21 protein-coding genes are annotated in these 20,921 nt (G+C 35.0%); all 21 read right to left on the minus strand.

Annotation, left to right across the window (positions count from 1 at the left end; translation table 11 throughout):
- Positions 1-228: 228 nt before the first annotated feature.
- The 21 genes from NYE67_RS15810 to NYE67_RS15910 all read right to left on the minus strand — a co-directional run bounded on the left by NYE67_RS15810 (position 229) and on the right by NYE67_RS15910 (position 20,909).
- Positions 229-633, minus strand: coding sequence for a PaaI family thioesterase (locus tag NYE67_RS15810; protein WP_340730463.1), 405 nt, complete (start codon positions 631-633; stop codon positions 229-231).
- Between the two features lie 20 nt (positions 634-653).
- Positions 654-1,760, minus strand: a complete 1,107-nt coding sequence (locus tag NYE67_RS15815; protein ID WP_340730464.1) for an alcohol dehydrogenase catalytic domain-containing protein — start codon at positions 1,758-1,760, stop codon at positions 654-656.
- Positions 1,761-1,788: 28 nt separating this feature from the next.
- Positions 1,789-2,331 carry a TRAP transporter small permease gene (locus NYE67_RS15820; protein ID WP_340730465.1) on the minus strand — a complete coding sequence of 181 codons (543 nt, stop codon included), beginning with the start codon at positions 2,329-2,331 and terminating at the stop codon, positions 1,789-1,791.
- 10 nt (positions 2,332-2,341) lie between these two features.
- Positions 2,342-3,673, minus strand: a complete 1,332-nt coding sequence (locus NYE67_RS15825) for a TRAP transporter large permease (RefSeq protein ID WP_340730466.1) — start codon at positions 3,671-3,673, stop codon at positions 2,342-2,344.
- Positions 3,674-3,725: 52 nt separating this feature from the next.
- Complete coding sequence (locus NYE67_RS15830) at positions 3,726-4,835, minus strand: TRAP transporter substrate-binding protein (RefSeq protein WP_340730467.1); 1,110 nt, start codon at positions 4,833-4,835, stop codon at positions 3,726-3,728.
- 10 nt (positions 4,836-4,845) lie between these two features.
- Positions 4,846-6,285 (minus strand): NAD-dependent succinate-semialdehyde dehydrogenase, encoded by a 1,440-nt coding sequence (locus tag NYE67_RS15835; RefSeq protein WP_340730468.1) that lies wholly within the window; start codon positions 6,283-6,285, stop codon positions 4,846-4,848.
- Between the two features lie 10 nt (positions 6,286-6,295).
- Positions 6,296-7,390: an NAD(P)-dependent alcohol dehydrogenase gene (locus NYE67_RS15840; RefSeq protein ID WP_340730469.1), complete on the minus strand. Its 1,095-nt coding sequence runs from the start codon at positions 7,388-7,390 to the stop codon at positions 6,296-6,298.
- Complete coding sequence (locus NYE67_RS15845; RefSeq protein ID WP_340730470.1) at positions 7,387-8,595, minus strand: CaiB/BaiF CoA transferase family protein; 1,209 nt, start codon at positions 8,593-8,595, stop codon at positions 7,387-7,389. The genes NYE67_RS15840 and NYE67_RS15845 overlap by 4 nt, the downstream gene beginning before the upstream one ends.
- A gap of 15 nt (positions 8,596-8,610) precedes the next feature.
- On the minus strand, positions 8,611-9,051 hold the full coding sequence (locus NYE67_RS15850; RefSeq protein WP_340730471.1) for a MaoC family dehydratase: 441 nt from the start codon (positions 9,049-9,051) through the stop codon (positions 8,611-8,613).
- 11 nt (positions 9,052-9,062) lie between these two features.
- A complete protein-coding gene (locus NYE67_RS15855) occupies positions 9,063-9,974 on the minus strand; it encodes a hydroxymethylglutaryl-CoA lyase (RefSeq protein ID WP_340730472.1) in 912 nt (303 codons plus the stop codon).
- A 9-nt stretch (positions 9,975-9,983) separates the two neighbouring features.
- Positions 9,984-11,567 (minus strand): acyl-CoA carboxylase subunit beta, encoded by a 1,584-nt coding sequence (locus NYE67_RS15860; protein WP_340730473.1) that lies wholly within the window; start codon positions 11,565-11,567, stop codon positions 9,984-9,986.
- Between the two features lie 27 nt (positions 11,568-11,594).
- Positions 11,595-11,816, minus strand: coding sequence for a biotin/lipoyl-containing protein (locus tag NYE67_RS15865; protein WP_340730474.1), 222 nt, complete (start codon positions 11,814-11,816; stop codon positions 11,595-11,597).
- A 12-nt stretch (positions 11,817-11,828) separates the two neighbouring features.
- On the minus strand, positions 11,829-13,196 hold the full coding sequence (locus NYE67_RS15870; RefSeq protein ID WP_340730475.1) for an acetyl-CoA carboxylase biotin carboxylase subunit: 1,368 nt from the start codon (positions 13,194-13,196) through the stop codon (positions 11,829-11,831).
- Between the two features lie 4 nt (positions 13,197-13,200).
- Positions 13,201-13,953 (minus strand): enoyl-CoA hydratase/isomerase family protein, encoded by a 753-nt coding sequence (locus tag NYE67_RS15875; protein ID WP_340730476.1) that lies wholly within the window; start codon positions 13,951-13,953, stop codon positions 13,201-13,203.
- A gap of 1 nt (position 13,954) precedes the next feature.
- Positions 13,955-14,821, minus strand: a complete 867-nt coding sequence (locus tag NYE67_RS15880) for a hypothetical protein (RefSeq protein WP_340730477.1) — start codon at positions 14,819-14,821, stop codon at positions 13,955-13,957.
- Positions 14,822-14,959: 138 nt separating this feature from the next.
- A complete protein-coding gene (locus NYE67_RS15885; RefSeq protein WP_340730478.1) occupies positions 14,960-15,271 on the minus strand; it encodes a DUF3870 domain-containing protein in 312 nt (103 codons plus the stop codon).
- 224 nt (positions 15,272-15,495) lie between these two features.
- On the minus strand, positions 15,496-16,860 hold the full coding sequence (locus NYE67_RS15890) for a hypothetical protein (RefSeq protein ID WP_340730479.1): 1,365 nt from the start codon (positions 16,858-16,860) through the stop codon (positions 15,496-15,498).
- A gap of 196 nt (positions 16,861-17,056) precedes the next feature.
- Complete coding sequence (locus NYE67_RS15895) at positions 17,057-18,226, minus strand: endonuclease (RefSeq protein WP_340730480.1); 1,170 nt, start codon at positions 18,224-18,226, stop codon at positions 17,057-17,059.
- Between the two features lie 274 nt (positions 18,227-18,500).
- Positions 18,501-19,361 (minus strand): NERD domain-containing protein, encoded by an 861-nt coding sequence (locus NYE67_RS15900; protein ID WP_340730481.1) that lies wholly within the window; start codon positions 19,359-19,361, stop codon positions 18,501-18,503.
- A gap of 184 nt (positions 19,362-19,545) precedes the next feature.
- Positions 19,546-20,274 carry an amino acid ABC transporter ATP-binding protein gene (locus NYE67_RS15905; protein ID WP_340730482.1) on the minus strand — a complete coding sequence of 243 codons (729 nt, stop codon included), beginning with the start codon at positions 20,272-20,274 and terminating at the stop codon, positions 19,546-19,548.
- Positions 20,271-20,909, minus strand: coding sequence for an amino acid ABC transporter permease (locus tag NYE67_RS15910; RefSeq protein WP_340730483.1), 639 nt, complete (start codon positions 20,907-20,909; stop codon positions 20,271-20,273). Before NYE67_RS15910 ends, NYE67_RS15905 begins: the two co-directional genes overlap by 4 nt.
- Positions 20,910-20,921: the final 12 nt, after the last annotated feature.

The following is a 20,921-nucleotide window of genomic DNA, read 5'->3' on the forward strand; positions in this document are numbered from 1 at the left end:
TGCAAATCTTGATTACTTCGAACTATAAGTGAAATTCAGCTATTATCATTTATAAAACTCGCTTATATTTTCTGAATAGTAAGTATTCTTACCTCATAAAAAGTATCTCCTTTAAAAAAGCTACACTCAAGCTAGAGTACCATTCGGTAATAAACTTGGATGTAGCCGATTAATAGGTATTGATAATAAAAATAGATTTATTATTCATACCTGCTTAGAAATACTTCCCTAGTCAATATACAATTTAAAGGTGGATGTACTATATGCTAATAGATTTTCATCAATATCAATTATCTTACCTTCAATAACTGCGGTGTTACTTGTTGTATGAATTACCTTTGAACATATAAGCACTTCACCTGCTTTAACTTCTTGAAGGAATCTTACTTCAAGCTGAATGGTTGAAACTTTGTTTATCCCTAGCGATCTAGCGGCTAAGCTCATACCTATATCTAAAGCTGTCATCATAACTCCACCATGTAAAGTACCATTTATATTCAGACTGTCTTCTGAAATCGGCAGTCTAATCGAGGAGTATCCTATTTCAATATCGTCATGTAAAAGACCTAATTTTCTCCAATATACCGATTGTTCAAATGCTGTCTTCAATTCATTAAATTTTAATTCAATCAATTTATGCACCTTATTAACTTTTAGATTTTGGCTACAATTCTAATATATTCGCCACTCATTAAATCATCGAAACCTTCATTTATATCTTCCAGCTGAATTGTTTTGGAAAGTAACCTGTCTAAATCTAAAAGACCTTTCTCATATAAGTTCAAAAATCGTGGAATATCTCTTTTAGGTACACAACTCCCTAAATAAGATCCTTTAATCTCTTTTTCTTGAAACGTAATTTCCATAATTGGAATATCGATTTTATTTTGCATTCCTGGAAGCCCAGTAGTTACAAGCCTTCCTCCCCGCTTCAGTAGATCGAACCCTAATTTTAGGGCGGCTGAAACACCTGCAGTTTCAACTGCTAAGTCCACTAGTATGTTTTTATCTTTAATTTCACTTGGTGTATACACTTCAATTAATGGATCCATTTCCTTAACCATATTTAACTTTTTTTCATTAATATCAATTGCTATGATTCTAGAAGCTCCTGCTGCTTTAGCTCCTAGTAGGGAACTAAAGCCTACTCCACCTAATCCTAAAATAGCAATTGTTTGACCTAATTGTAGTTTGGCAGAGTTAATAACAGCTCCAACTCCAGTTACTACTGAACAACCAAATAAAGCAAGTATTTCATATGGCACTTCTGTATCTACCTTTACTAAAGAATTCTCCGATACAATCGTATATTCTGAGAATGCTGACACCCCGACATGTGTACTCACATCTCTATTTCTAACATTAAATCTTTTCCCGCCATTGAATAGTTCACCTTTTTTATTTGATTCAACACCTGGCTCACATAATCCAGGTCTTCCTTCAGAGCAAGGTATACATTTACCACAGGATGGAATAAACGTAGTAATGACCTTATCACCTGCCTTTAAACCAGTCACACCTTCTCCTGTTTTATAAACTACTCCAGCTGCTTCGTGGCCAATGATCATTGGCAAAGGTCTTTCAATACTTCCTTTTATTACAGATATATCAGACTGGCATAAACCTGCTGCCATTACTTTGATAACTACCTCACCAATGCCTGGTTCCATTAGCTCTACCTCTTCTATTTTTAACGGAACAGATTTTCTAAATGGCATTTCTGTATTAACCTCATATAATACCGCGGCTTTCGTTTTCATTTTTTATCTACCTCAATTACTTTTAGTTTTATTCTTGCATTGCTTCATTTTCATTATCAACGCTATAATAAACCTTTTTATCCTTAATAGATTTAACTAGAATAAAGATAGCCTCTATTGTGACAAGCAAAAAGCTGATGGGAACAAATGCAAAAATAATTGCAATACTTATTAATGTACCTCCAGCAGAAATAGCAGCTCCATCAGTCATTGCTGTTATTGCTCGATTTAGAGCATAAAAAGCCATAGTAGAATATATAAATATATCTATAAGTATCATCATAATTCCTACTATTAACTGAGCTTTCCCGTTTAGTTTTGTTGATAGCATATCTAACCTTGGAATGGAGCCCGATGAATAGGTTACAAGTAATCCCCAAAATATAACTGTTGGCATTAATATACTTTCTGTAATTTCATAACTTCCTGGTAGCCCATAAGAAAACAAGTTTCTTAATATAACGTCAAGAGAAATTAATAGAATCATAATGGCTATGCTTATACCTGATATAAATAGTGTTACTTTCTTTACCTTTCCAAAGTAACTATATACTTTATCAAATGTACTCATTTAATCCCTCCTACTCCATTTTCGATGGTAACCAAGTGATTATTTCAGGGAAAATTGTAATTAAAATTCCCGCTACTACCATTCCGACTATTGCATATTTTGTCGTAATTCTAAACAAACTCCCAGCTTTTAGTTTTGCTACACTTGCAACCATAAACGTACTTACACCAACTGGCGGTGTTAATAAGCCTAATACCGAAATGATACAGATAAATACACCGAACCAAATTGGATCTAAATTTATTGCCATTGCAACAGGGAAAGTAATAGGGACACTCATTACAATTGCTGCAGCAGTTTCTAAAAACATAAATAGAATAAAGTAGAAAATAGCTAAAATTAATATAATGAGTATTGGCATATCTAAAATAGGTTCCAGTAAAGTAATTAACTTTCTTGGAATTAGTGATAATGAAATGAATTTACTAAATATTTGAGCACCTATCATAATCATTAAAATCATACCTGAAGTTTTAATTGTTTCTGAAAAAGTTACTCTAATAAACTCCCGATTCACTTTTCTGAAAATTAATGCTGTAATAAATGCGATAGCAGCAGCAATACCTCCTGCTTCATTTGGAGTAAATACTCCTGAGTATATCCCTACAAATATTACTGAAAATACTACTAATCCTACACCAAGAACTAAAATGGTACGACCTAATCCTAGTTCTTCAACCTCTTCCGGATTTACATTCTTAGAAGAATTAATTCCATCCTTATTAAGTGACTTTCTATGTTTCAATAATAAATAATGTGTGTATAAAATGAATACTAAAACCAAGATAATTCCTGGGAATACTGCACCCATAAATAACTGACCAATAGATGTTTGTGTAATTGATCCGTATAAAATTAAAATAATACTTGGTGGAATTAATCCGGCAAGTGAACCACCAGAAGCCGCAATAGCTGCTGCCAAATATGGTGGATATCCATACTTTGTTAACTGTGGTGTTGCTACTTGCCCTAAAGTAGCAGCAGTTGCAGCACCGGATCCTGAAACAGCACCCATTAACCCTCCAATGATAATTGTTAAGGTTCCTAAAATACCTGAACGACCTTTTGTGTACTTATTAATAATTTTAAACATATCCTCGATTAGTCCTGAATGTAAAATAAATTGAGACATAATGATATATAAAGGAATGGTAGTTAATGTATAACTTGCAACTCGGTAAAATGTCCCTGTTTCCATAAATCCAGCAATAGTACCCCAACCATCTAATAAAAATACGCCTAGAATCCCAAAAAATAAAAGTAAGCTAGCAATATTTTGGCCTAAAGCTAGAAAGATAAGAAATAAAACACCAATAATTATAATGACTAAATTTTCATCCATTTTATCTCCCCTTCAAGTAGTAGACCCCATTAGGGGTCTACACTTTAGATAGTTACTTAATATCCATTACTGCATCAGGAACTTTCCCGCCAGCTTCAACAATCAAATCGCGCCAAATAATTGCTGCTTCTTTTGCTGGATGTCCAGCTGCTTCAACTGTTTTGATCCAATCAGTCCAAGTTTTAGCAATAGCATCTTCAAGTTTAGTCTGTAATTCTGGCTCTAACTCACTAACATTTACATATTTACCCGTTGATGTTTCACGTACATTTTCGTTAACTTTAATCCAGTTATCAACTCCAGCTTGTAACTGATTTTGAGTTGCTTCTTCGAATGCACTTTGAACTTCTGAAGGTAGAGAATCCCACGTCTTCATAGTCATTGTTGTTAATGCCGAATAATGACCTAAGTTAAGCCCCTCGATTGTATAATTAAATAATTTCTCAAGTCCGTAACTAGTCCAGTCTGGTACAGCCAGTAATGCACCATCTAATGTTCCTTTACTTAGCCCATCATATAAATCTGTAAATGGTAAAGAAATCGGTGAAGCACCAATATTTTTTGTAAATAGATCATGTACTCGAGCTCCGGAACGTAACTTTAACCCTTTTAAGTCATCTAGCGAATTAATTTCTGATTTTGTCGTTGATATTACATATGGGAATGTAGATACCATTGGGAATACTTTTATTCCTTTATCAACATACACATATTCCTCGTATGTTTTGCCATTTGTTAAAACGACATCATCTTTAAATAAGTTATTGAATGCTTCTGTTGCGATTTGAACATCTGATTCCAATATTGGCAACATCGTAATTTCAGACAAAGGGAACCGCTCAGGGTCATAAATAGGATGCAGTGGTATGGCAACATCAATTGTTCCAGAGTTTAATGCATCTAATTCTTCACGAGTAGCTACTAGTTCACCTGAAGTGAAAAGAGTATAATCTAATTTATCACCAGACAACTCTTTAATTTCTTCAAGCATTGGATTAAAGTACCCTAACATCCATTGGTGTGTATCTGGTAAACCTGTACTAATACGTAAATCGACCTTCTCTTTAGAATTTCCTAATGCTTTAGTTGTGTCATCTCCTCCACAGCCAGCTAACACTAAAATTCCAGCAGATACCATTAACATACTTAAGAACCTTTTCATCGTTTGCCCCCTAATTTTCAATATTCATCGTAATCAGTTTGGTAGTTAAAAATTCCTTAACCGCAAATGTTCCACCTTCTACACCTATACCACTCTCTTTATGCCCTGCAAATGGTGTATGGATTTGAATTGGCCAGCCATCATTTACACCAATAATTCCGTACTGAAGTTTTTCAGCAACTTCAAAACTTTTCTTCGTACTTTTAGTGAAAAAATACGCTGCCAGCCCGTAATCGGAATTATTTGCAATATCAATAATGTCTTCTTCATTCTTGAAAGAAATGATTGGTGCAACTGGACCGAAAGTCTCCTCATGGGCTACTTTCATTTTTGAATTCACTTCCACTAATATAGTTGGTTTACAGAAAAATCCTTCTTCTAATCCACCTCCAACCAGTCTTTCGCCTCCGTACAACACTTTTGCCCCTTTATCTTTAGCATCTTCAATATGAGACAGTACTTTATTTAAAGCGCTTTCATTAATTAGGGGACCTATTTTAGTATCTTCTTCCGCACCGTTGCCCACTTTCATTTTTTCTAGTCTTTCAATTAACTTGGCAGAAAAAGATTCTACAACAGCTTCTTGAACGTAAATCCTATTTGCACTAATACACATTTGACCGTTATTTCCGAATTTAGTTAATAATAAGGAATCCACAGCCTGATCTAAATCTGCATCTTCAAATACTATGAACGGTGCATGTCCACCCAGTTCTAAACTAATATTTTTTACTTGCTTAGAAGCACCTTCCATCAAATATTTCCCCACTCTAGTCGAACCTGTGAAAGTTATTTTTCTAACTTTCCTATTATTAATGAACTCCTCCCCCACCTTTTCGGGCTTTCCGATAATTAGATTAACGACACCCTTAGGGAAACCTGCTTTTTCAAAAATCTCAAACATTTTAATCGCATCAAGTGGGGTGCTTTCCGCTGGCTTTAAAACTACGGTGCATCCCGCCGCTAAAGCTGGTCCTAATTTTCTAGCTATCATATTCAATGGGATATTCCAAGGTGTAATTGCCCCAACAACACCGATTGGTTGATTCACAACAATTAGTCGCTTAGTTGGTATATTAGAAGAAAGAACTTCACCGTTAATTCGCTTTGTTTCTTCTGAATACCATAGGAAGTTTTCGGAAGCACGTAATGTTTCGTTACGAGCTTCTGATATTGGCTTACCTGTCTCCTTTGTAATCGTTAATGCTAAATCTTCTAAATTTTCAGTTATCAAATCCGATACTTTGCGTAGTATTTTTGATCTTTCGTTTGGTGACATATTCGACCATACTGGAAATGCTTGATATGCTGCATCAATAGCCTTTTTCACATCTGTTTCATTACCAAAAGAAAGTTCTTTTAATAGTTCGTTATTAGCTGGGTTATAGACTTTCAATGTCTCTCCAGATTCAGAAGATAGCCATTTTCCATTAATAAATAAATTCTTCATAGATAGCCTCCTAAATTGTTAGTACCGCTTTAACTATTTTCCCTTCATTTAAATCATTTACAGCTTCATTAATTTCTTCTAGCTTATAAAAAGTAATAAGCTCTTCCAAAGGTAACTTTCCTTGTTTATACCAATCAATTAATCTAGGTATAAATGTATGAGGATTAACACTCCCCATAATGGTTCCCATTAATGTTCGTTCAGACTGAATTGATTTAAAATCAACAGAAACTTCCAACCCCTTTTTTACGGCTGATAAGACAACGACTTTACCGGACAGCCTAGTAATATCTAATGCATTTTGTATAATCGTTGGATTTCCTGTGGATTCCACTACATGATGAACACCTTTGCTAACAATATTCTGAACCTCTTGTATTAAGTTCTGCTTCAATGAATTGATCGTTTTCGTAGCACCAAATTTTTTAGCAAACTCCAATTTACTGTCATTCACATCTATTGCAATGATTTCTGCACATCCTATAATTTTGCTAGCAATGATGGCACTTAATCCAACAGCTCCACACCCAAATACTGCAATAGAATCTCCTCCATTAGGTTTTAGTTTTTCAATTACTGATCCAAAACCAGTCATTATTCCGCAGGCTAAGGGCCCAAGGTATTCTAGCGGTACATCTTTATCAATTTTCACTAAGCTCTGCTGGCTTACTATTGAATACTCTGCAAAGCTGGACTGACCAAAAAAATTAGATACTTCCTCACCATTTTTCAGTGTTAATCTTTTTTTAGTGTGGGATTTACTATATCCAGTAGTATTTAACCGATAAAATTCATCGCAAATATAAGGTTTTCCGGCTAAGCAATTTTCACAGCTATTACAAAATGAATAGATTAAGACTACATGATCGCCCGGTATAATATGTTTAACATCTGAACCTACTCTTTCAACCACACCTGCTCCTTCATGTCCTAATACAACCGGATAAGTAAATGGATAAATACTTTTTGTTGAAGCAATATCTGTATGGCATATTCCAACTGCCTTTATTTTCACTAATACTTCATCACAATCAATTTCACCTAGCAGTATTTCTTCTTGAACAAATTCTTCGGCCCCATAAGACAGCATGGCGTTTATTTTCATATTTTCACCTTATCAGAAACTGCAATTATGCCTTTTTCTACTAATGCTGCAATATCCTCTGTTGTGTAATTTAAACTTCTGAGAATTTCTAATGAATTTTCTCCTGTCTTAACTGGTGGTGCCTGTTCACCTTGATAAATCTCTCCATTATAAACAAATGGCATTCCAATTGACTTTATTACTTCGTTATTCATTCTAAAGTTAGTTAAAGGAATTGCTTCAAAATAATCCGAATGATAGATTTCGTTCATATCTAATACAGGAGCATGTGTAATGTCATTTTTAACACATAGCATTAACCATTCTTCCCGGGTTTTTAATTTTATCTGTTGAATTATTTTTCCCTCTAGAGGCACTCTATTTTTCAAACGTAGTTCATTTGATTGGAATCTTTCATCGGATAATAATTCTTCTAAATCTATCATTTCACAAAATCTTTCCCATTGCTTTTCTCTGACTACAGCTATTGAAATATATCGATTATCCTTTGTTTCATATACTGCAGAAGGAACAATTACCGGATTGAAATTACCAGTTCTATGTGGTACTTTTCCATTAAGAAAATATTCCTGCCACTGTTGTGCTTGTAATGCAGCTGCCGTAGCATATAAGCTGACATCAATTGGTCCTGCTACATGATTTGTTTTTAATTTTGTAATGTAAGCTGCTTGGATTCCTTGTACTAGATCGCGTGCAGCAACATGATCTACAATGGGAAACCCTGTTCGATAAGGCGTACCATCAGTAGGTCCAATATGATTCATAATGCCAGAATTCGCTTGAATAACTGTATCTACACCAGTTAGTAATTTATTTTTCCCTTTATAGCCGTATCCGCTAATTCGACCATAAATAATATTAGGTGTTATTTTTTTGATATCCTCATAACCTAAGCCATACTTTTCTGTCACACCTGGTCTGAAGCTAGTAATAATAATTTCAACAGAACTAGCAAGTTTTTTAAAGATTTCTTGACCTTCAATAGATTGAGTGTTTAAAGATATATTTTTTTTATTACGATTTAATGCTATATATTGTGATGAAAAACCATCTTTGACCGTTCCAAGAATTCTTCCCCAATCACCTTCTGGACGCTCTACTTTATAAACTTCTGCACCTAGGTCACCTAACATCATAGCTGCATAAGGACCGGCAACACCTTCTGTTAAATCTAACACCTTTACACCTGCAAAAGGCTTAAGCATGTATAGCCCTCCCCCTTACTTCCTCTTCAACATAATAGGCAGTACGCCTGATTGAATAACTTCCTTCCGTTGATTGTACAGTTCAAACTTACGGAAAATGATGCCGCGGTCTGCTTTCGATGTTTCACGCTTTTCGATAACTTCCATTTCAAAATGGATCGTGTCGTTCGCTAACACAGGCTTTAAAAATTTCCAATCGTTAATACCTAAAAAAGCGATTGCAGTTCCGTCGAAAATCCCTAATCGTGTACTTAAACCTGTTAAAATAGAAAGTCCGAGTAAGCCGTGTGCAATTTTTTCGCCGTAAATTGTATCTTTGGAAAACTCGCTATCTGTATGTAGCGGATTATAATCACCTGATAAACCTGCAAATAATACGATATCTGTTTCTGTTACTGTCCGAGCCGGGCTAACAAATTTTTCACCAATTTCAAATTCCTCAAAATAACGTGCCATATTTTCTCCTCCTAAATTCGTTCTAATAAATAAGATCTTTGTCGACCTAATAAGTGCTCTGATAGGCGTCCTATTTCCATCAACTTTGCTTCATCAATACCTGTTTTAAATCCCATATCATGCAGCATGAATACAAAATCTTCTGTGCAAATATTCCCTGTCGCTTGGGTGCGGTCAACTATTCGTTCAGCAGGTGGTCCCCCAATCCCGCCTAAACTTACATCAAAATGAGTAATCCCTACTTCTAATGCTGCAAAGCTGTTTGCTATTCCCCAACCTTTTGTGTCATGAAAGTGAGCGATGAAAGTTAATTCAGGAAAATTCTGTTTTAATATTTGGAATAATTCTTTTGACTGCTTTGGATTTGCAACGCCCATAGTGTCTGAGATTGCGAATTTTTGAATTCCGGTCTCGGCGAAATTGTTTACAAGCTTTAAAACTTCTTCTTTCTTCACCTCACCCTGAAATTTACATCCAAATGCCGTTGATATACTTACTAAAATGCTATTAAATTGCTCTTGCTGTGCGACTAATATGTTTTCGGTAATCGCTTTTAATAGTTTTTCGTTTTCCATATTTACATTAATTTTGTTGTACTCATTGCTTGCTGCCATGACAAAACTAATTTCATCTACTGGATAGCCTAAATTTTTAGCGTGAATAGCTCGATCGAGTGCTTTACGGTTCACGCAAGTCGTTTTAAACTCTACTCCTGGAATATGAGAAAGCTTACTTAGCAACTCTTCCGAATCCTTGAACTGAGGCACATATTTAGGATGACTAAAGGAAGTTGCTTCAATTCGTTTGAACCCTGCATCAGCAATCTTTTGAAGCATTTTCAACTTATCCTCTGTCTCGATAAAATTCGGCTGATTCTGTAACCCATCACGTGCCCAACATTCATTTAAAATAATTTGCGTCATAAGGCACCCCTACACTGGACGAACACTATTTTTCTTATGTGGTCGCTCTACTTGTTTATTTGTAGAAGAGATTAATGCATAATAGAGTTCTAATTTTGTTTCTGCCGGATCGATTACATCGTCAATTAACATATTGGATGCAGCAATTTTTACATCGATTAATTCTCTAAACTGATTTGCATAGTCAGCTAATGCCTCTTTCGGATCCTCTGAGTTACGAATTTGTTTATGATATAAAATACTGGCAGCCCCTTCAGCACCCATTACGCTAATTTCTGCAGTTGGCCAAGCTACAATTAAATCCGGCTCGAACGCTTTCCCGTTCATTACAAAGTAACCAGCTCCATATGCTTTTCTTAAAATAACTGTAAATTTTGGAACAGTTGCTTCTGCAACAGCATGAAGCATTTTCGCACCGTGGCGAATGATTCCCGCTTTTTCAACTTTTGATCCAACAATAAAGCCTGGAACGTCTTGTAAAAATACAAGTGGAATATTAAATGAATCGCATATATTAATGAATCTTGCTGCTTTATCAGCTGCATCTCCATCAATTGCCCCCCCTAAATGCATAGGTTGGTTTCCAACGATACCGACTGGGATGCCGCCAATTTTACCAAATGCTGTAACCATGTTTTTTGCCCACTTAGGCTTCATCGGTAAGTAATCCCCATCATCTACTAGTTCTGAAATTACGTCATACATGTTGTAGACCTTTTTAGGACTTGTGGAAACGATTTCATAAATTTTCTCTGAACGTGCAATTTTTTCATTTACGTCGACATCATAGATTGGTGGCTGTTCTCCTGAATGTGACGGGAAGAATGAAAGGTACTTTTTGATTGTATCTAGACATTCGTAATCATCCTTCACTTCTATATCCGCAACGCCGCTTTCTTGAGTGTGAACTTTAGAACCACCTAACGATTGATCGTCTACATCCTCACCTACAATGGTTTTTACTAAGTGCGGTCCACCTAATGCCATATAACTCGTCTTTTTTACCATGGGAACAAAATCCGCCAAAGCTGGTAAATATGCTGTTCCAGCAATACCTGGTCCCATCATTGCGCAAATCAACGGCACAACTCCGGACATTTTTACTTGATCAAAAAATTGGCGGCCGTTGCCTGCAAATAAAGAGCCAATTGACTCCTGTACACGTACACCGGCAGAATCCACTAACCAAATCATTGGAATTCGATTGCGTAAAGACCATTCACGGACACGTGATACTTTTGTCTCCGATGTTTTACCAATTGCACCTGCTAATACTGTGTAATCATGAGCAACAATACAGACTTGCCTTCCGTTAATCAGACCTCTTCCGGCAATTACACCATCTGCCGGTGTGTATTTTCCCTGCATCGTTGGATGTGAATTTTGATGGTGTGCTAAAATCCCCATTTCTTTAAATGTACCTTCATCTAAAAGGTAATCAATCCGCTCACGTGCAGTTAATTTGCCTGCATGATGCTGGGCTTCAATATATTTTTCTCCACCCATTTGCTCATATTCTTTTTTGATATCGAGAAGATCCTTTGCTAAGGCTTCCAAATTTTTTTCTTCCATTTTAATATTGTTCGAGTTCATTTAATCACCTCAGTTTATTTAAACTAATTATAATTCTTCCATTACAACAACTACGTCACCTTCAGAAACAGAATTGCCTTCTGCAATATGAACCTCTTTAATGATGCCATCTTCTGGTGCTAGAATAGGAATCTCCATTTTCATTGACTCTAAAATAATTACTTCCTGATCTTCTTCTACTTCTTGTCCTACAGTTACTAACACCTTCCATGCTGAGCCCGTCATTGGGGATTTAACTTCGATTGACATAATATCTCTCCTTTAATGTTTAATAAGTTCATTTTTAAATTGTTCTACCAACTCATCTGTTAATTTAGTTGTAACGTTACCAGCTCTAAATTGAGATGAATTTAAAGCAAATAATAAAAACGGTACATTTGTTTTTAAGCCTTCGATTTTCACCTTTTGTAAATAGGCAATCAATTGGTTAATTGCTTGTGTTCGGTCTAACGCTTTTACAATTATTTTTGCAATCATTGGGTCATAATACGGTGTAATTTTGTTGCCTTTGGTAAATCCTGTTTCTACGCGGATTCCTTCCTCATCAGGTAATTCAAATACTTCTAGTACACCAGGCGAAGGATAAAATGTAACTGGATCTTCTGCATAAATCCTTACTTCAATAGCATGATTTCTTTGGGTTATTTCATCAGGTAAAATAGTCACTAAACTTGCGCCTGCTGCGGATAAAATCTGAGACTTTACTAAATCAATATCCACAATTTCCTCTGTAACAGCATGTTCTACTTGAAGCCGGGTATTAATTTCTAAAAAACTATAATTGCCATTACTTCCACGCAATAACTCAACTGTTCCAACATTGTCATAACCAAGTTCCTGTATAGAAGCTGTTACTTTTTCTAATACATCGTTTAATTCGGCTCTCTCTATGTTGGGAGCAGGAGATTCCTCAATAATTTTTTGATGGCGGCGTTGAATGGAGCAGTCCCGTTCAAAGAGGTTGACGACATTTCCTTCTAAATCACCTAAAATTTGAATTTCAATATGTCTTGGGTTCTCTAGGTAGCTTTCTAAATAGATCCCATCATCTGAGAAGAATTTTTCTGCCATTGATTTCGCCTTTTGTATACTTTTTAAAAGTTTTTCTTCTTTATAAACCGGAATCATGCCAATTCCGCCACCACCATTACATGGCTTAATTAACACAGGATAGCCAATTCCATTTGCAATACGCTTCACTTCTTCTTCGTCATCTGGTAAACGGTCCGATCCAGCACCGATTGGCATGGAATACTGAGCCATAGTGTTCCGCGCACGATTTTTATCTGCCATTAAATCAATTAACTTTGTGCTCGGTCCAATAAATTTGACTCCGATTTCATCTAGCTTTCTCGCAAACGAGGTATTTTCAGCTAGAAACCCATAGCCAGGGTGAACCGCGTCCACCTTGAACTCTTTGATTATTCCAATAATTTTATCCTGATTTAAATATGTTTCTTGGGCGGTATTTCCTTCAAGTTCTACTGCTTCATCCGCTTCCTTCACATAAGGTAGGTCTTTATCTGCTGTTGAATAAACGACTAAACTATTAATATTCATTTCTTTTAAAGTTCTTAAAATTCTAACTGCAATTGCGCCTCGATTTAAAATCATTATTTTTTTAAACAATACATTACTTCCTTTCCAAAAATTGCTGTACTCCTTGTTTAAATTCATCGGATTTTCGCATTTTAATATTAAAATCTTTTGCATATTCTATTCCTTGAATGAGGTTCATATCAGTTGCTTCATAAAATAAGCTTTTCGTCATTGCTAAAGATTGAGGTTTATGTGAAGCAATTTTTTCTGCAAGTTTTTTAGTTTCTTCCTCTAACTTATCAGGAGCTACCACCGTATTAATCATACCGGCAACTAAAAGATCCTTTGCGCTATATCGATCACCAGTAATTAACATTTCAAATGCTTTTTTTCTATGACTAATTTTTGTTAAGTTTGGCGTTACGATTGCTGGCACAAAGCCTCTATTAATTTCTGGATAAGAGAACATTGTATTTTCGGCAGCGATAACCAAATCACAAGCTAATGCAATTCCACAGCCCCCCGCTAATGTATAACCTTTTACAGAACTAATAATGACCTTTTTCAAACTCGGAATTTGCTGATGTATACTCTTAGTTAATTTTGCTCGATACTCAATCGCCTCATTATTTTGTGTTTGTTGTCCAAATTCTTTAATATCAGCACCAGTACTAAAGTGTTCACCGTTCGCTTTTAAAACAATGCAATGCACGTCATCATTTGATTCAAATAACTCTAACTCTTCTTTCAGCAGCTCCATTAAATTCGTACTCAATGCGTTATAGGCATCTGGTCGATTTAAAGTGATATAGCCAACATGATTTTCAATTTCGGCTATTACTACCATGCTATTCACCCCTTTTTTGAACTTGGATAACCTTCCAGCTCTTTTTTTCTTCTACAAACACTAATCCGCTACTTATTTGAGTTGTAGCAAGTTTATGATAAAGCGATAATAACGCTCTTATCCCATTTAAATGAGGAGAATTCCCATAATGTATGGAGTTAGGCTCTTCTATCTTCTTATTAATCTTTAATTTGCTGAAGGCAGTTTCAAGGGCTAAAAAATTTTGATAATCCAAGTAATCAGCCTCTAAAACCGATTCAAATTCGAGTTGTAGGACCCTTTCCAACTTGCTGAAATCTAAATCTCCTTTTTCCAGATCTTCATGCATTATAAGGTTGAAGACTTCCCTATTACTCTCGCTTATATAATCGCTTTTGCTAAAAAATAAAGTCATCACAACATTTGAACTGAATACGGATTCTTGATTACTCATTGTGTAATCCTCAAACCAGTAACGTTGTATATTGCCGGCACTAATTTCTATTCCAACCTTCTCTACAAAAGCAAATTCATTTTGTAAAGGTATAAATGCATCTTGATCTAAAATCCCATTGTCAAACTTATTTATTACGGTTAACAATGTATTTTTATTAGAATAATTAGTTAAAAAATCGGTGAGACTCATTTCATTTTTCACTATTACCTCTGCACTTTTTTCCAGATCGATTGCACTTTTGATATACTCCACATCCAACTCAAGTTCAGGATTTTTAATAATAATTAGTTCATCAATATCATTTGGTGATACAACGGTAGTTGCTAACAAATTTAAAATTACTGTTGCTATAACATCATTGGGTTGACGAAAATCAAATACCTTTACACTTGGTGTAAATCCAGTTCTCAGTCCATTAAATAGTATAGTCAATATTATTCCTCCAATAAAAAAAACTTAGCAAATCGCAACACAAAATAACCATAGTGGTTAATTCTAGTTACAATCGCTAAGTTTTTATGGTTAGTATAAGAAAAGGTTTAGTTTTTCTTATCGCAAAAAAACCGCATTTTATTTATTTTTATAATCCCAATATCTTTGATTTGCAGCTTTTAAAGCAACAATTACAGCCTGTTGTGATGGAGCTAAATACCGATTTTTAATTTCCTCTATCAAATACTCTATCCCATCACTCAAATCATAGCCCTTTACCATTTCACCAAAAAATTCGGTAGTTAAACTGGAAACAAAAGTAAAGGATGCATTTTGAATAATATTTGTTTTTGGATCTATTTCTAATATAATTCCGACATGTTTGTAAACTTCATACATTGATGTACCTTGTGGTGCTTTAGAATATCCGGTTACTAGTACAGTGTCCATACACTATCTTCTCCCAAGCAATCAAACAGTAAATAATTCAATATTTTTTTATTTAGAATAATTTGTTTATTTAAACTTAGAATAAATAAAATACCCCTCTTTGTCAACAAGAAAAGTGCTTAAAAGAGAATAATATACATTTAAGAATTCAACACATCTAAGAAAATAATATTCACAACTATCCCTTTTTATTAATAGAAAAATCTCATCTCTAAAAAAATTTTTTATAAAAATAAACTCAAGTATATAGGAATTAAAAAAATAAGCATTAAAAAAAATTTTAAATTCCATTTTAAAGATACAGTTGTTATGGGAATATTTAATCTTGCACTTAAAATACTGCTTACAGAAGTTGTTGGAGCTATTGAGGTTACTGCTCCCCAACTAAATAACAATGTTAATGCAAATATTTCTATACTCATGCCAAATAGAACTGGATCAACACTAGTACTTAATAAAGTTACTGTGACTATTGGTGGAATACTAATTAACGCAAAACCCATAATGAATAAAATTACTACTAAAATAAATGCAATCGGATAATCGCCAAAATTCCCTATTAAAAATTCTAGTAATTTATCCTTCCAGATAGAATGAATGAAGACTGTTCCAAACAACCCTGCAATTAAATAGAGAGAAAGTTCTTGCTTCATGTTTGGAATTACTATGAATAAATGCGACTTAAATGCAGCTTTATATAAAATGAATTTTTGTTTTATTGAACACCAAACCATAGGATAAATCAAAGCTACAATGCAAATAGATATAACCATACTATGTAAAAAGAGGCTATTCAAAAAAAATGTTATGGTAACCATACTTCCTAAAACAAAAAGTAATTCCCCAACTTTCTTTGAACTCTCCAAATCATTTATATTTATATCTGTATTTAATATATTATTTTTTAAAGTTTGTTCATCCTTTAAGTCTTTATAATTTATAAAGAAGTTACCTACTAACACTATGAATGTAAATAATAATGCCTGCCACCCAACATCCGTCCATTGTAAATTTAAGTTTGTTAAAACCAATGCCATTGCAGCAAAATATGGAGACCAAAACATCGTTGTAATAAATGCCCGATTTAAAATTGATCCGACTATTTTTTTATTGTGTATATTAGCTACATCCATCAGTTGATGATTAATTGTAATTGAACCTACATTTAATAGTACACCCAGGCCATGTGTTGAAAAGGTCATCCACCAATAAAACAAATACATATTATTCCAAATTTTATTTGTTTTTTGCTTTAAAGCTTGAATATAATCTCCGGTACTTATTAAAATCCCTAATAATGGGGTTATAACAATGATGCTAAATAGGGGTAAGTTTGAACGAATACCCATTGTAAGAAAAGAATTATTAACCGAAGAGTCCTTCAGCATATACAAAATTGCTAATAACATCGTTAAATTTAAAATTAAAACTCGCTTTTCTAATTGTGGTAAGACTAATACTAAAAATAGAACTATTAATACCGTTAAAAGATGGAGTAAAACCTCACTTTTTACTAAGAAATAGATAACGTAACTGAAAGCAATTAAGAATCCTATTATACCTATAATTTTTTTGTACCAGTAATTCAAATTCCCCACTCCTATTAGAAATGAAATCTATTACTTAGCAACACAATATCATTAAATTATTATCCTTATATCTAACTATCGTTTCATTATAATCGGTAGAAATTGTTAAGGCAAAAGACAGTGCTTATCTACAAATTGTCTTCCTAAATAAAAATACTCCCCTTTGCAGGAGAGTACATTCTTTATAATAAATTTATTATTCCCAAATCGCTGAAGCAAACTCAGGATGATCGATAAATGGATTGCGGTTGTGCTGGTAGTCTGTGTAGATTATCTCATTTCTTGTACGTTCGAAATTATCTACCGGATCCTCTTTATGCCATTGAAGCAATACAGAAAGTTTGCCATGATAAGGAGCTGAGCCATTGTTTACACGGTTATTTAATTCCAAGTCAAGCTCTCCGCTGTCCCCTTCATAACGAACCGCCATATAAAACAGCATACGGGCAACGTCTCCCTTTACACTATCTCTTGGCTCCCATGAATCAGAGTCATAATAATTTCCTCTTGCCTCTGAATGCTCATTACCCCCGTTATCGAAATCGAGGTTACTTCTCGAACTGTTGACGCTCGCATCGGTTGGTCGCAAATGATGCAAGTCTGTCCCTGCCCCCATTGATGTGCCGAAGTCTCCGTGCGATTTTGCCCAAACATGTTCCCTGTTCCAGTCATTCGCATTGCCACCGTTTGTAAGTTCACTTTGTGAGCGTCCCGTATAAAGAAGGATGACATTATTAGGATTGTACGGATCTTCATCGGTTTCTCGCAGTGCAGTCCAAACATTTGAATAAGAAATCTCTGTATGATCATCAATTATATTGTGCAAAGCTGTTTTTAACGCTTCCCCAGTTTTTCCGTAAGCCGCATCATAATAGCTATTAGACGGAGGAGTTGGTGTTGGTCCAGGATTTACAGTGCCACCCTCCTGTACTGTAAAGGCAGTACCGTCTTTTAATCCAGGATGTGAAAAGTAGGCTGACATTGTTCCTGTGACTTTTAAAGATTTCCCCATTAACGAAGGATTGGACTTTAATCCATATGAGGATCGGAAAGATGAAGGGATTTGTACATAAATCATTTTAGCCGTATTAGTTTCTGTCGCACTATCTGCTAAAGCTAATGCATAGTCATTTGGAAAATTACTTTTAAGCACTGTCGTTTGGGATGTTGGTTGTCCAACTACATACCCTTTAACAGTTTTTGCGGAGCTGTTTTGATTGCTGATTGCCTGAGAAACAGAATAAGGCGAAGACCATGAACCGTCCCCAGTAGATGCATTTGTTACTGTAGATTGAAGTGGCGTAATTAAAATGAAAACAATAAGTACCCATGAAAAAAGTAAACGTGTATTTCGATTTTTAACCATTTTTCTCCTCCTAGCATTTTAATTTAAGTTAAATAGCAAAGGCTAACTAACTTACCAACATATTATCATATAATTATTAATATTCTGTTAAAATATGACGAGAAATGATTAAATTATTAAATTAGTTGTTAAGAAAATGATAGTTATAGCTAAAATGCCTTTATGAAAGGTACTTGGCAATCCATTAAAAAACTAGCAAATGAAAAATTCGGAAAGACGAATTATTTTTCACTCGCTAGAATTGTTTATAGTATATTATTTGATGATTCTCGAATTAGAGGTGACTCCTATTTAAGTTGAAATCGTGGTTCCTCGTATACCTGCACTTCGGAAAGCCATTACAACCATAAAATGATCCATACTTACCATTTCGCAATACTAAATTACTGCCGCATTTTGGACAAGTGTCAACTGAAGTACTACTAGCTGGCTCCATAACAACTCGATCTATAGTAATCGGCTCGGTTTTCACCGCATTCACTTTTTTCTTTTTAGAATTAACAATCTCCTTCACATGCTCCAAGTGTTGTTTTTTAATTTCATTCTTTTGCTGCTTCGTTTTTGGAATTAGGGCATTTAGGAGCTTCGAAATTCGTATCAGTTGCTCCGCTGAAATTTCCTGTGTTTTATATTGTTCAATTGTCCGTTTTAAATGTTTTGTTTGAATTACATGTGCTGTTTGAAAGGGCTCCTTAAATTTGAATGTTGCAGCATCCGAAAAAACTATAATTGAATGTACCGGCACATCCATATTTAAATGGTGCTGTAACGCTTTTAGATGTGTGTTATTTTGCATCACCGGATTATAAAACCGTGATCTCTTTTTATAAATTGTTTGAGTCCAGTTCCTTTGGGTCTCACCGCCAAAAATCCAGCCCTTATAATTTTTAGTTTCGATTACAAACAGACCGTAAGCCGACAGTAAAACATGATCGACCTGTGTCATTTCACCATCCTTCTTCGGTATATATAGGTCATTGAATATCATAGCTTCCTCACCTAAACTTTCAAGCAATTTGCTAACCCTCCGTTCTCCAACAGCCCCTTTCGGTTGTATTAAATAAGCTATAAAAACAATGAAAGCCACAAAAGACAAACTAATTATTATGTAAAATAATAAACCGATAACTAACATACCATTCCCCCGTAAAATTAACCCTATGTTATTAGATACCCATCCTATTCTACCCTATTTTTAACAAATAATGTAAATTTTATCGACCTGACTTTTATTATTGTTTAATCAAGTACTACCGCTTAAAGCTCCAAAAATAAAACCGGTTCGTACTTTTTGTACGAACCGGCATCTGTCATGCTGTCTATAATACTTTTCCTAAAAAAGCTTTTGTTCTTTCTTCTTGTGGTGTTTCAAACAACGCGATCGGATTGTTTTCTTCAACGATATAGCCACCATCCATGAAAATAACACGGTCCGCTACTTCTTTCGCAAAGCCCATTTCATGTGTTACGACAATCATTGTCATTCCTTCTTTTGCCAAGTCTTTCATGACATCCAGAACATCCCCAACCATTTCAGGATCTAGTGCACTCGTTGGTTCATCAAATAACATGATTTTCGGTTGCATGGCAAGTGCACGTGCAATAGCCACACGCTGTTGTTGCCCACCTGATAATTCAGCAGGATATGCATTTGCTTTCTCTACTAAACCAACTTTTTTCAACAGTTCCATTCCCCGCTCATTAGCCTGGTCTTTCGTTAACCCTTTTAATTTTAGCGGAGCATATGTGATATTTTGTAATACAGTTTTGTGCGGAAATAAATTAAACTGTTGGAAAACCATTCCTACTTCTTGTCTAATTTGATTTAAGTTTGCATTTTTAGTGGAAATCGCATGACCGTTTACAATGACATCTCCGCCTGAAATTTCTTCAAGGCGATTCAAACAACGTAAAAAGGTACTTTTTCCTGAACCCGATGGCCCGATGACACAGACAACTTCTTTTTCTTGGATTTCAGTGGAAATGTCTTTCAAAACTTCTAATTCCCCAAATGATTTTTTAAGGTTATTTACGGTAATAATGCTCATCGCAGGGCCATTCTCCCTTCAAGATAATTACTAAACAATGTTAACGCATATAAAATCACAAAGTAGATTGCTCCAACAGTTAACCAAATTTCAAACGCAGCAAAAGTAGCAGAAGCCTGTATGTCCCCTTTTTGAGTTAAGTCGGCTATACCGATAACAGATAATAGCGATGTATCTTTCAAACTAATAATCGCTTGGTTCGTAAAGGTAGGAAGCATTCTTCTAAGTGCTTGTGGCATAATAATGTCCTTCATCGTTTGAAATCCTGAAAGGCCAAGTGAACGAGCTGCTTCTGTTTGTCCTTTATCAATCGATTGTACTCCAGCACGAATAATTTCAGAAAAATAAGCGCCGGCATTCAATGAAATCGCAAGGATCCCTGCTGTAATATTATCCATCGGAATAAACTTTGTTACACCGAAGTAGATGAAGAATAATTGTACAATGATTGGTGTACAACGGATGATATTAACAAAGACTTTTGCAATGATATTTAAAATTGTTAAAGGTGCTAAACGGAACAATGCCACGACAAGGCCAATAGCAAATCCTAATACAATAGCAATAACAAAAATATAAAGAGTCATCTTTAACCCTTCAAGTAAGTAAGGTAAGGCAGCAATTGCCACTTCCATATGTATTTCCCT

Source organism: Solibacillus sp. FSL W8-0474, from assembly GCF_038004065.1.
Classification (GTDB): Bacteria; Bacillota; Bacilli; order Bacillales_A; family Planococcaceae; genus Solibacillus; species Solibacillus faecavium.

What these genes read in the sequence shown, in the direction of transcription:
- NYE67_RS15835 (WP_340730468.1), bottom strand. Translation starts at nt 6,285, where the DNA reads ATGAAGAATTTATTTATTAATGGAAAATGGCTATCTTCTGAATCTGGA.
- NYE67_RS15910 (WP_340730483.1), bottom strand. Translation starts at nt 20,909, where the DNA reads ATGGAAGTGGCAATTGCTGCCTTACCTTACTTACTTGAAGGGTTAAAG.
- NYE67_RS15850 (WP_340730471.1), bottom strand. Translation starts at nt 9,051, where the DNA reads ATGGCACGTTATTTTGAGGAATTTGAAATTGGTGAAAAATTTGTTAGC.
- NYE67_RS15885 (WP_340730478.1), bottom strand. Translation starts at nt 15,271, where the DNA reads ATGGACACTGTACTAGTAACCGGATATTCTAAAGCACCACAAGGTACA.
- NYE67_RS15895 (WP_340730480.1), bottom strand. Translation starts at nt 18,226, where the DNA reads ATGGTTAAAAATCGAAATACACGTTTACTTTTTTCATGGGTACTTATT.
- NYE67_RS15900 (WP_340730481.1), bottom strand. Translation starts at nt 19,361, where the DNA reads ATGTTAGTTATCGGTTTATTATTTTACATAATAATTAGTTTGTCTTTT.
- NYE67_RS15905 (WP_340730482.1), bottom strand. Translation starts at nt 20,274, where the DNA reads ATGAGCATTATTACCGTAAATAACCTTAAAAAATCATTTGGGGAATTA.
- NYE67_RS15820 (WP_340730465.1), bottom strand. Translation starts at nt 2,331, where the DNA reads ATGAGTACATTTGATAAAGTATATAGTTACTTTGGAAAGGTAAAGAAA.
- NYE67_RS15840 (WP_340730469.1), bottom strand. Translation starts at nt 7,390, where the DNA reads ATGAAAATAAACGCCATGCTGTCTTATGGGGCCGAAGAATTTGTTCAA.
- NYE67_RS15815 (WP_340730464.1), bottom strand. Translation starts at nt 1,760, where the DNA reads ATGAAAACGAAAGCCGCGGTATTATATGAGGTTAATACAGAAATGCCA.
- NYE67_RS15825 (WP_340730466.1), bottom strand. Translation starts at nt 3,673, where the DNA reads ATGGATGAAAATTTAGTCATTATAATTATTGGTGTTTTATTTCTTATC.
- NYE67_RS15860 (WP_340730473.1), bottom strand. Translation starts at nt 11,567, where the DNA reads ATGAACTCGAACAATATTAAAATGGAAGAAAAAAATTTGGAAGCCTTA.
- NYE67_RS15845 (WP_340730470.1), bottom strand. Translation starts at nt 8,595, where the DNA reads ATGCTTAAGCCTTTTGCAGGTGTAAAGGTGTTAGATTTAACAGAAGGT.
- NYE67_RS15875 (WP_340730476.1), bottom strand. Translation starts at nt 13,953, where the DNA reads ATGGTAGTAATAGCCGAAATTGAAAATCATGTTGGCTATATCACTTTA.
- NYE67_RS15855 (WP_340730472.1), bottom strand. Translation starts at nt 9,974, where the DNA reads ATGACGCAAATTATTTTAAATGAATGTTGGGCACGTGATGGGTTACAG.
- NYE67_RS15865 (WP_340730474.1), bottom strand. Translation starts at nt 11,816, where the DNA reads ATGTCAATCGAAGTTAAATCCCCAATGACGGGCTCAGCATGGAAGGTG.
- NYE67_RS15830 (WP_340730467.1), bottom strand. Translation starts at nt 4,835, where the DNA reads ATGAAAAGGTTCTTAAGTATGTTAATGGTATCTGCTGGAATTTTAGTG.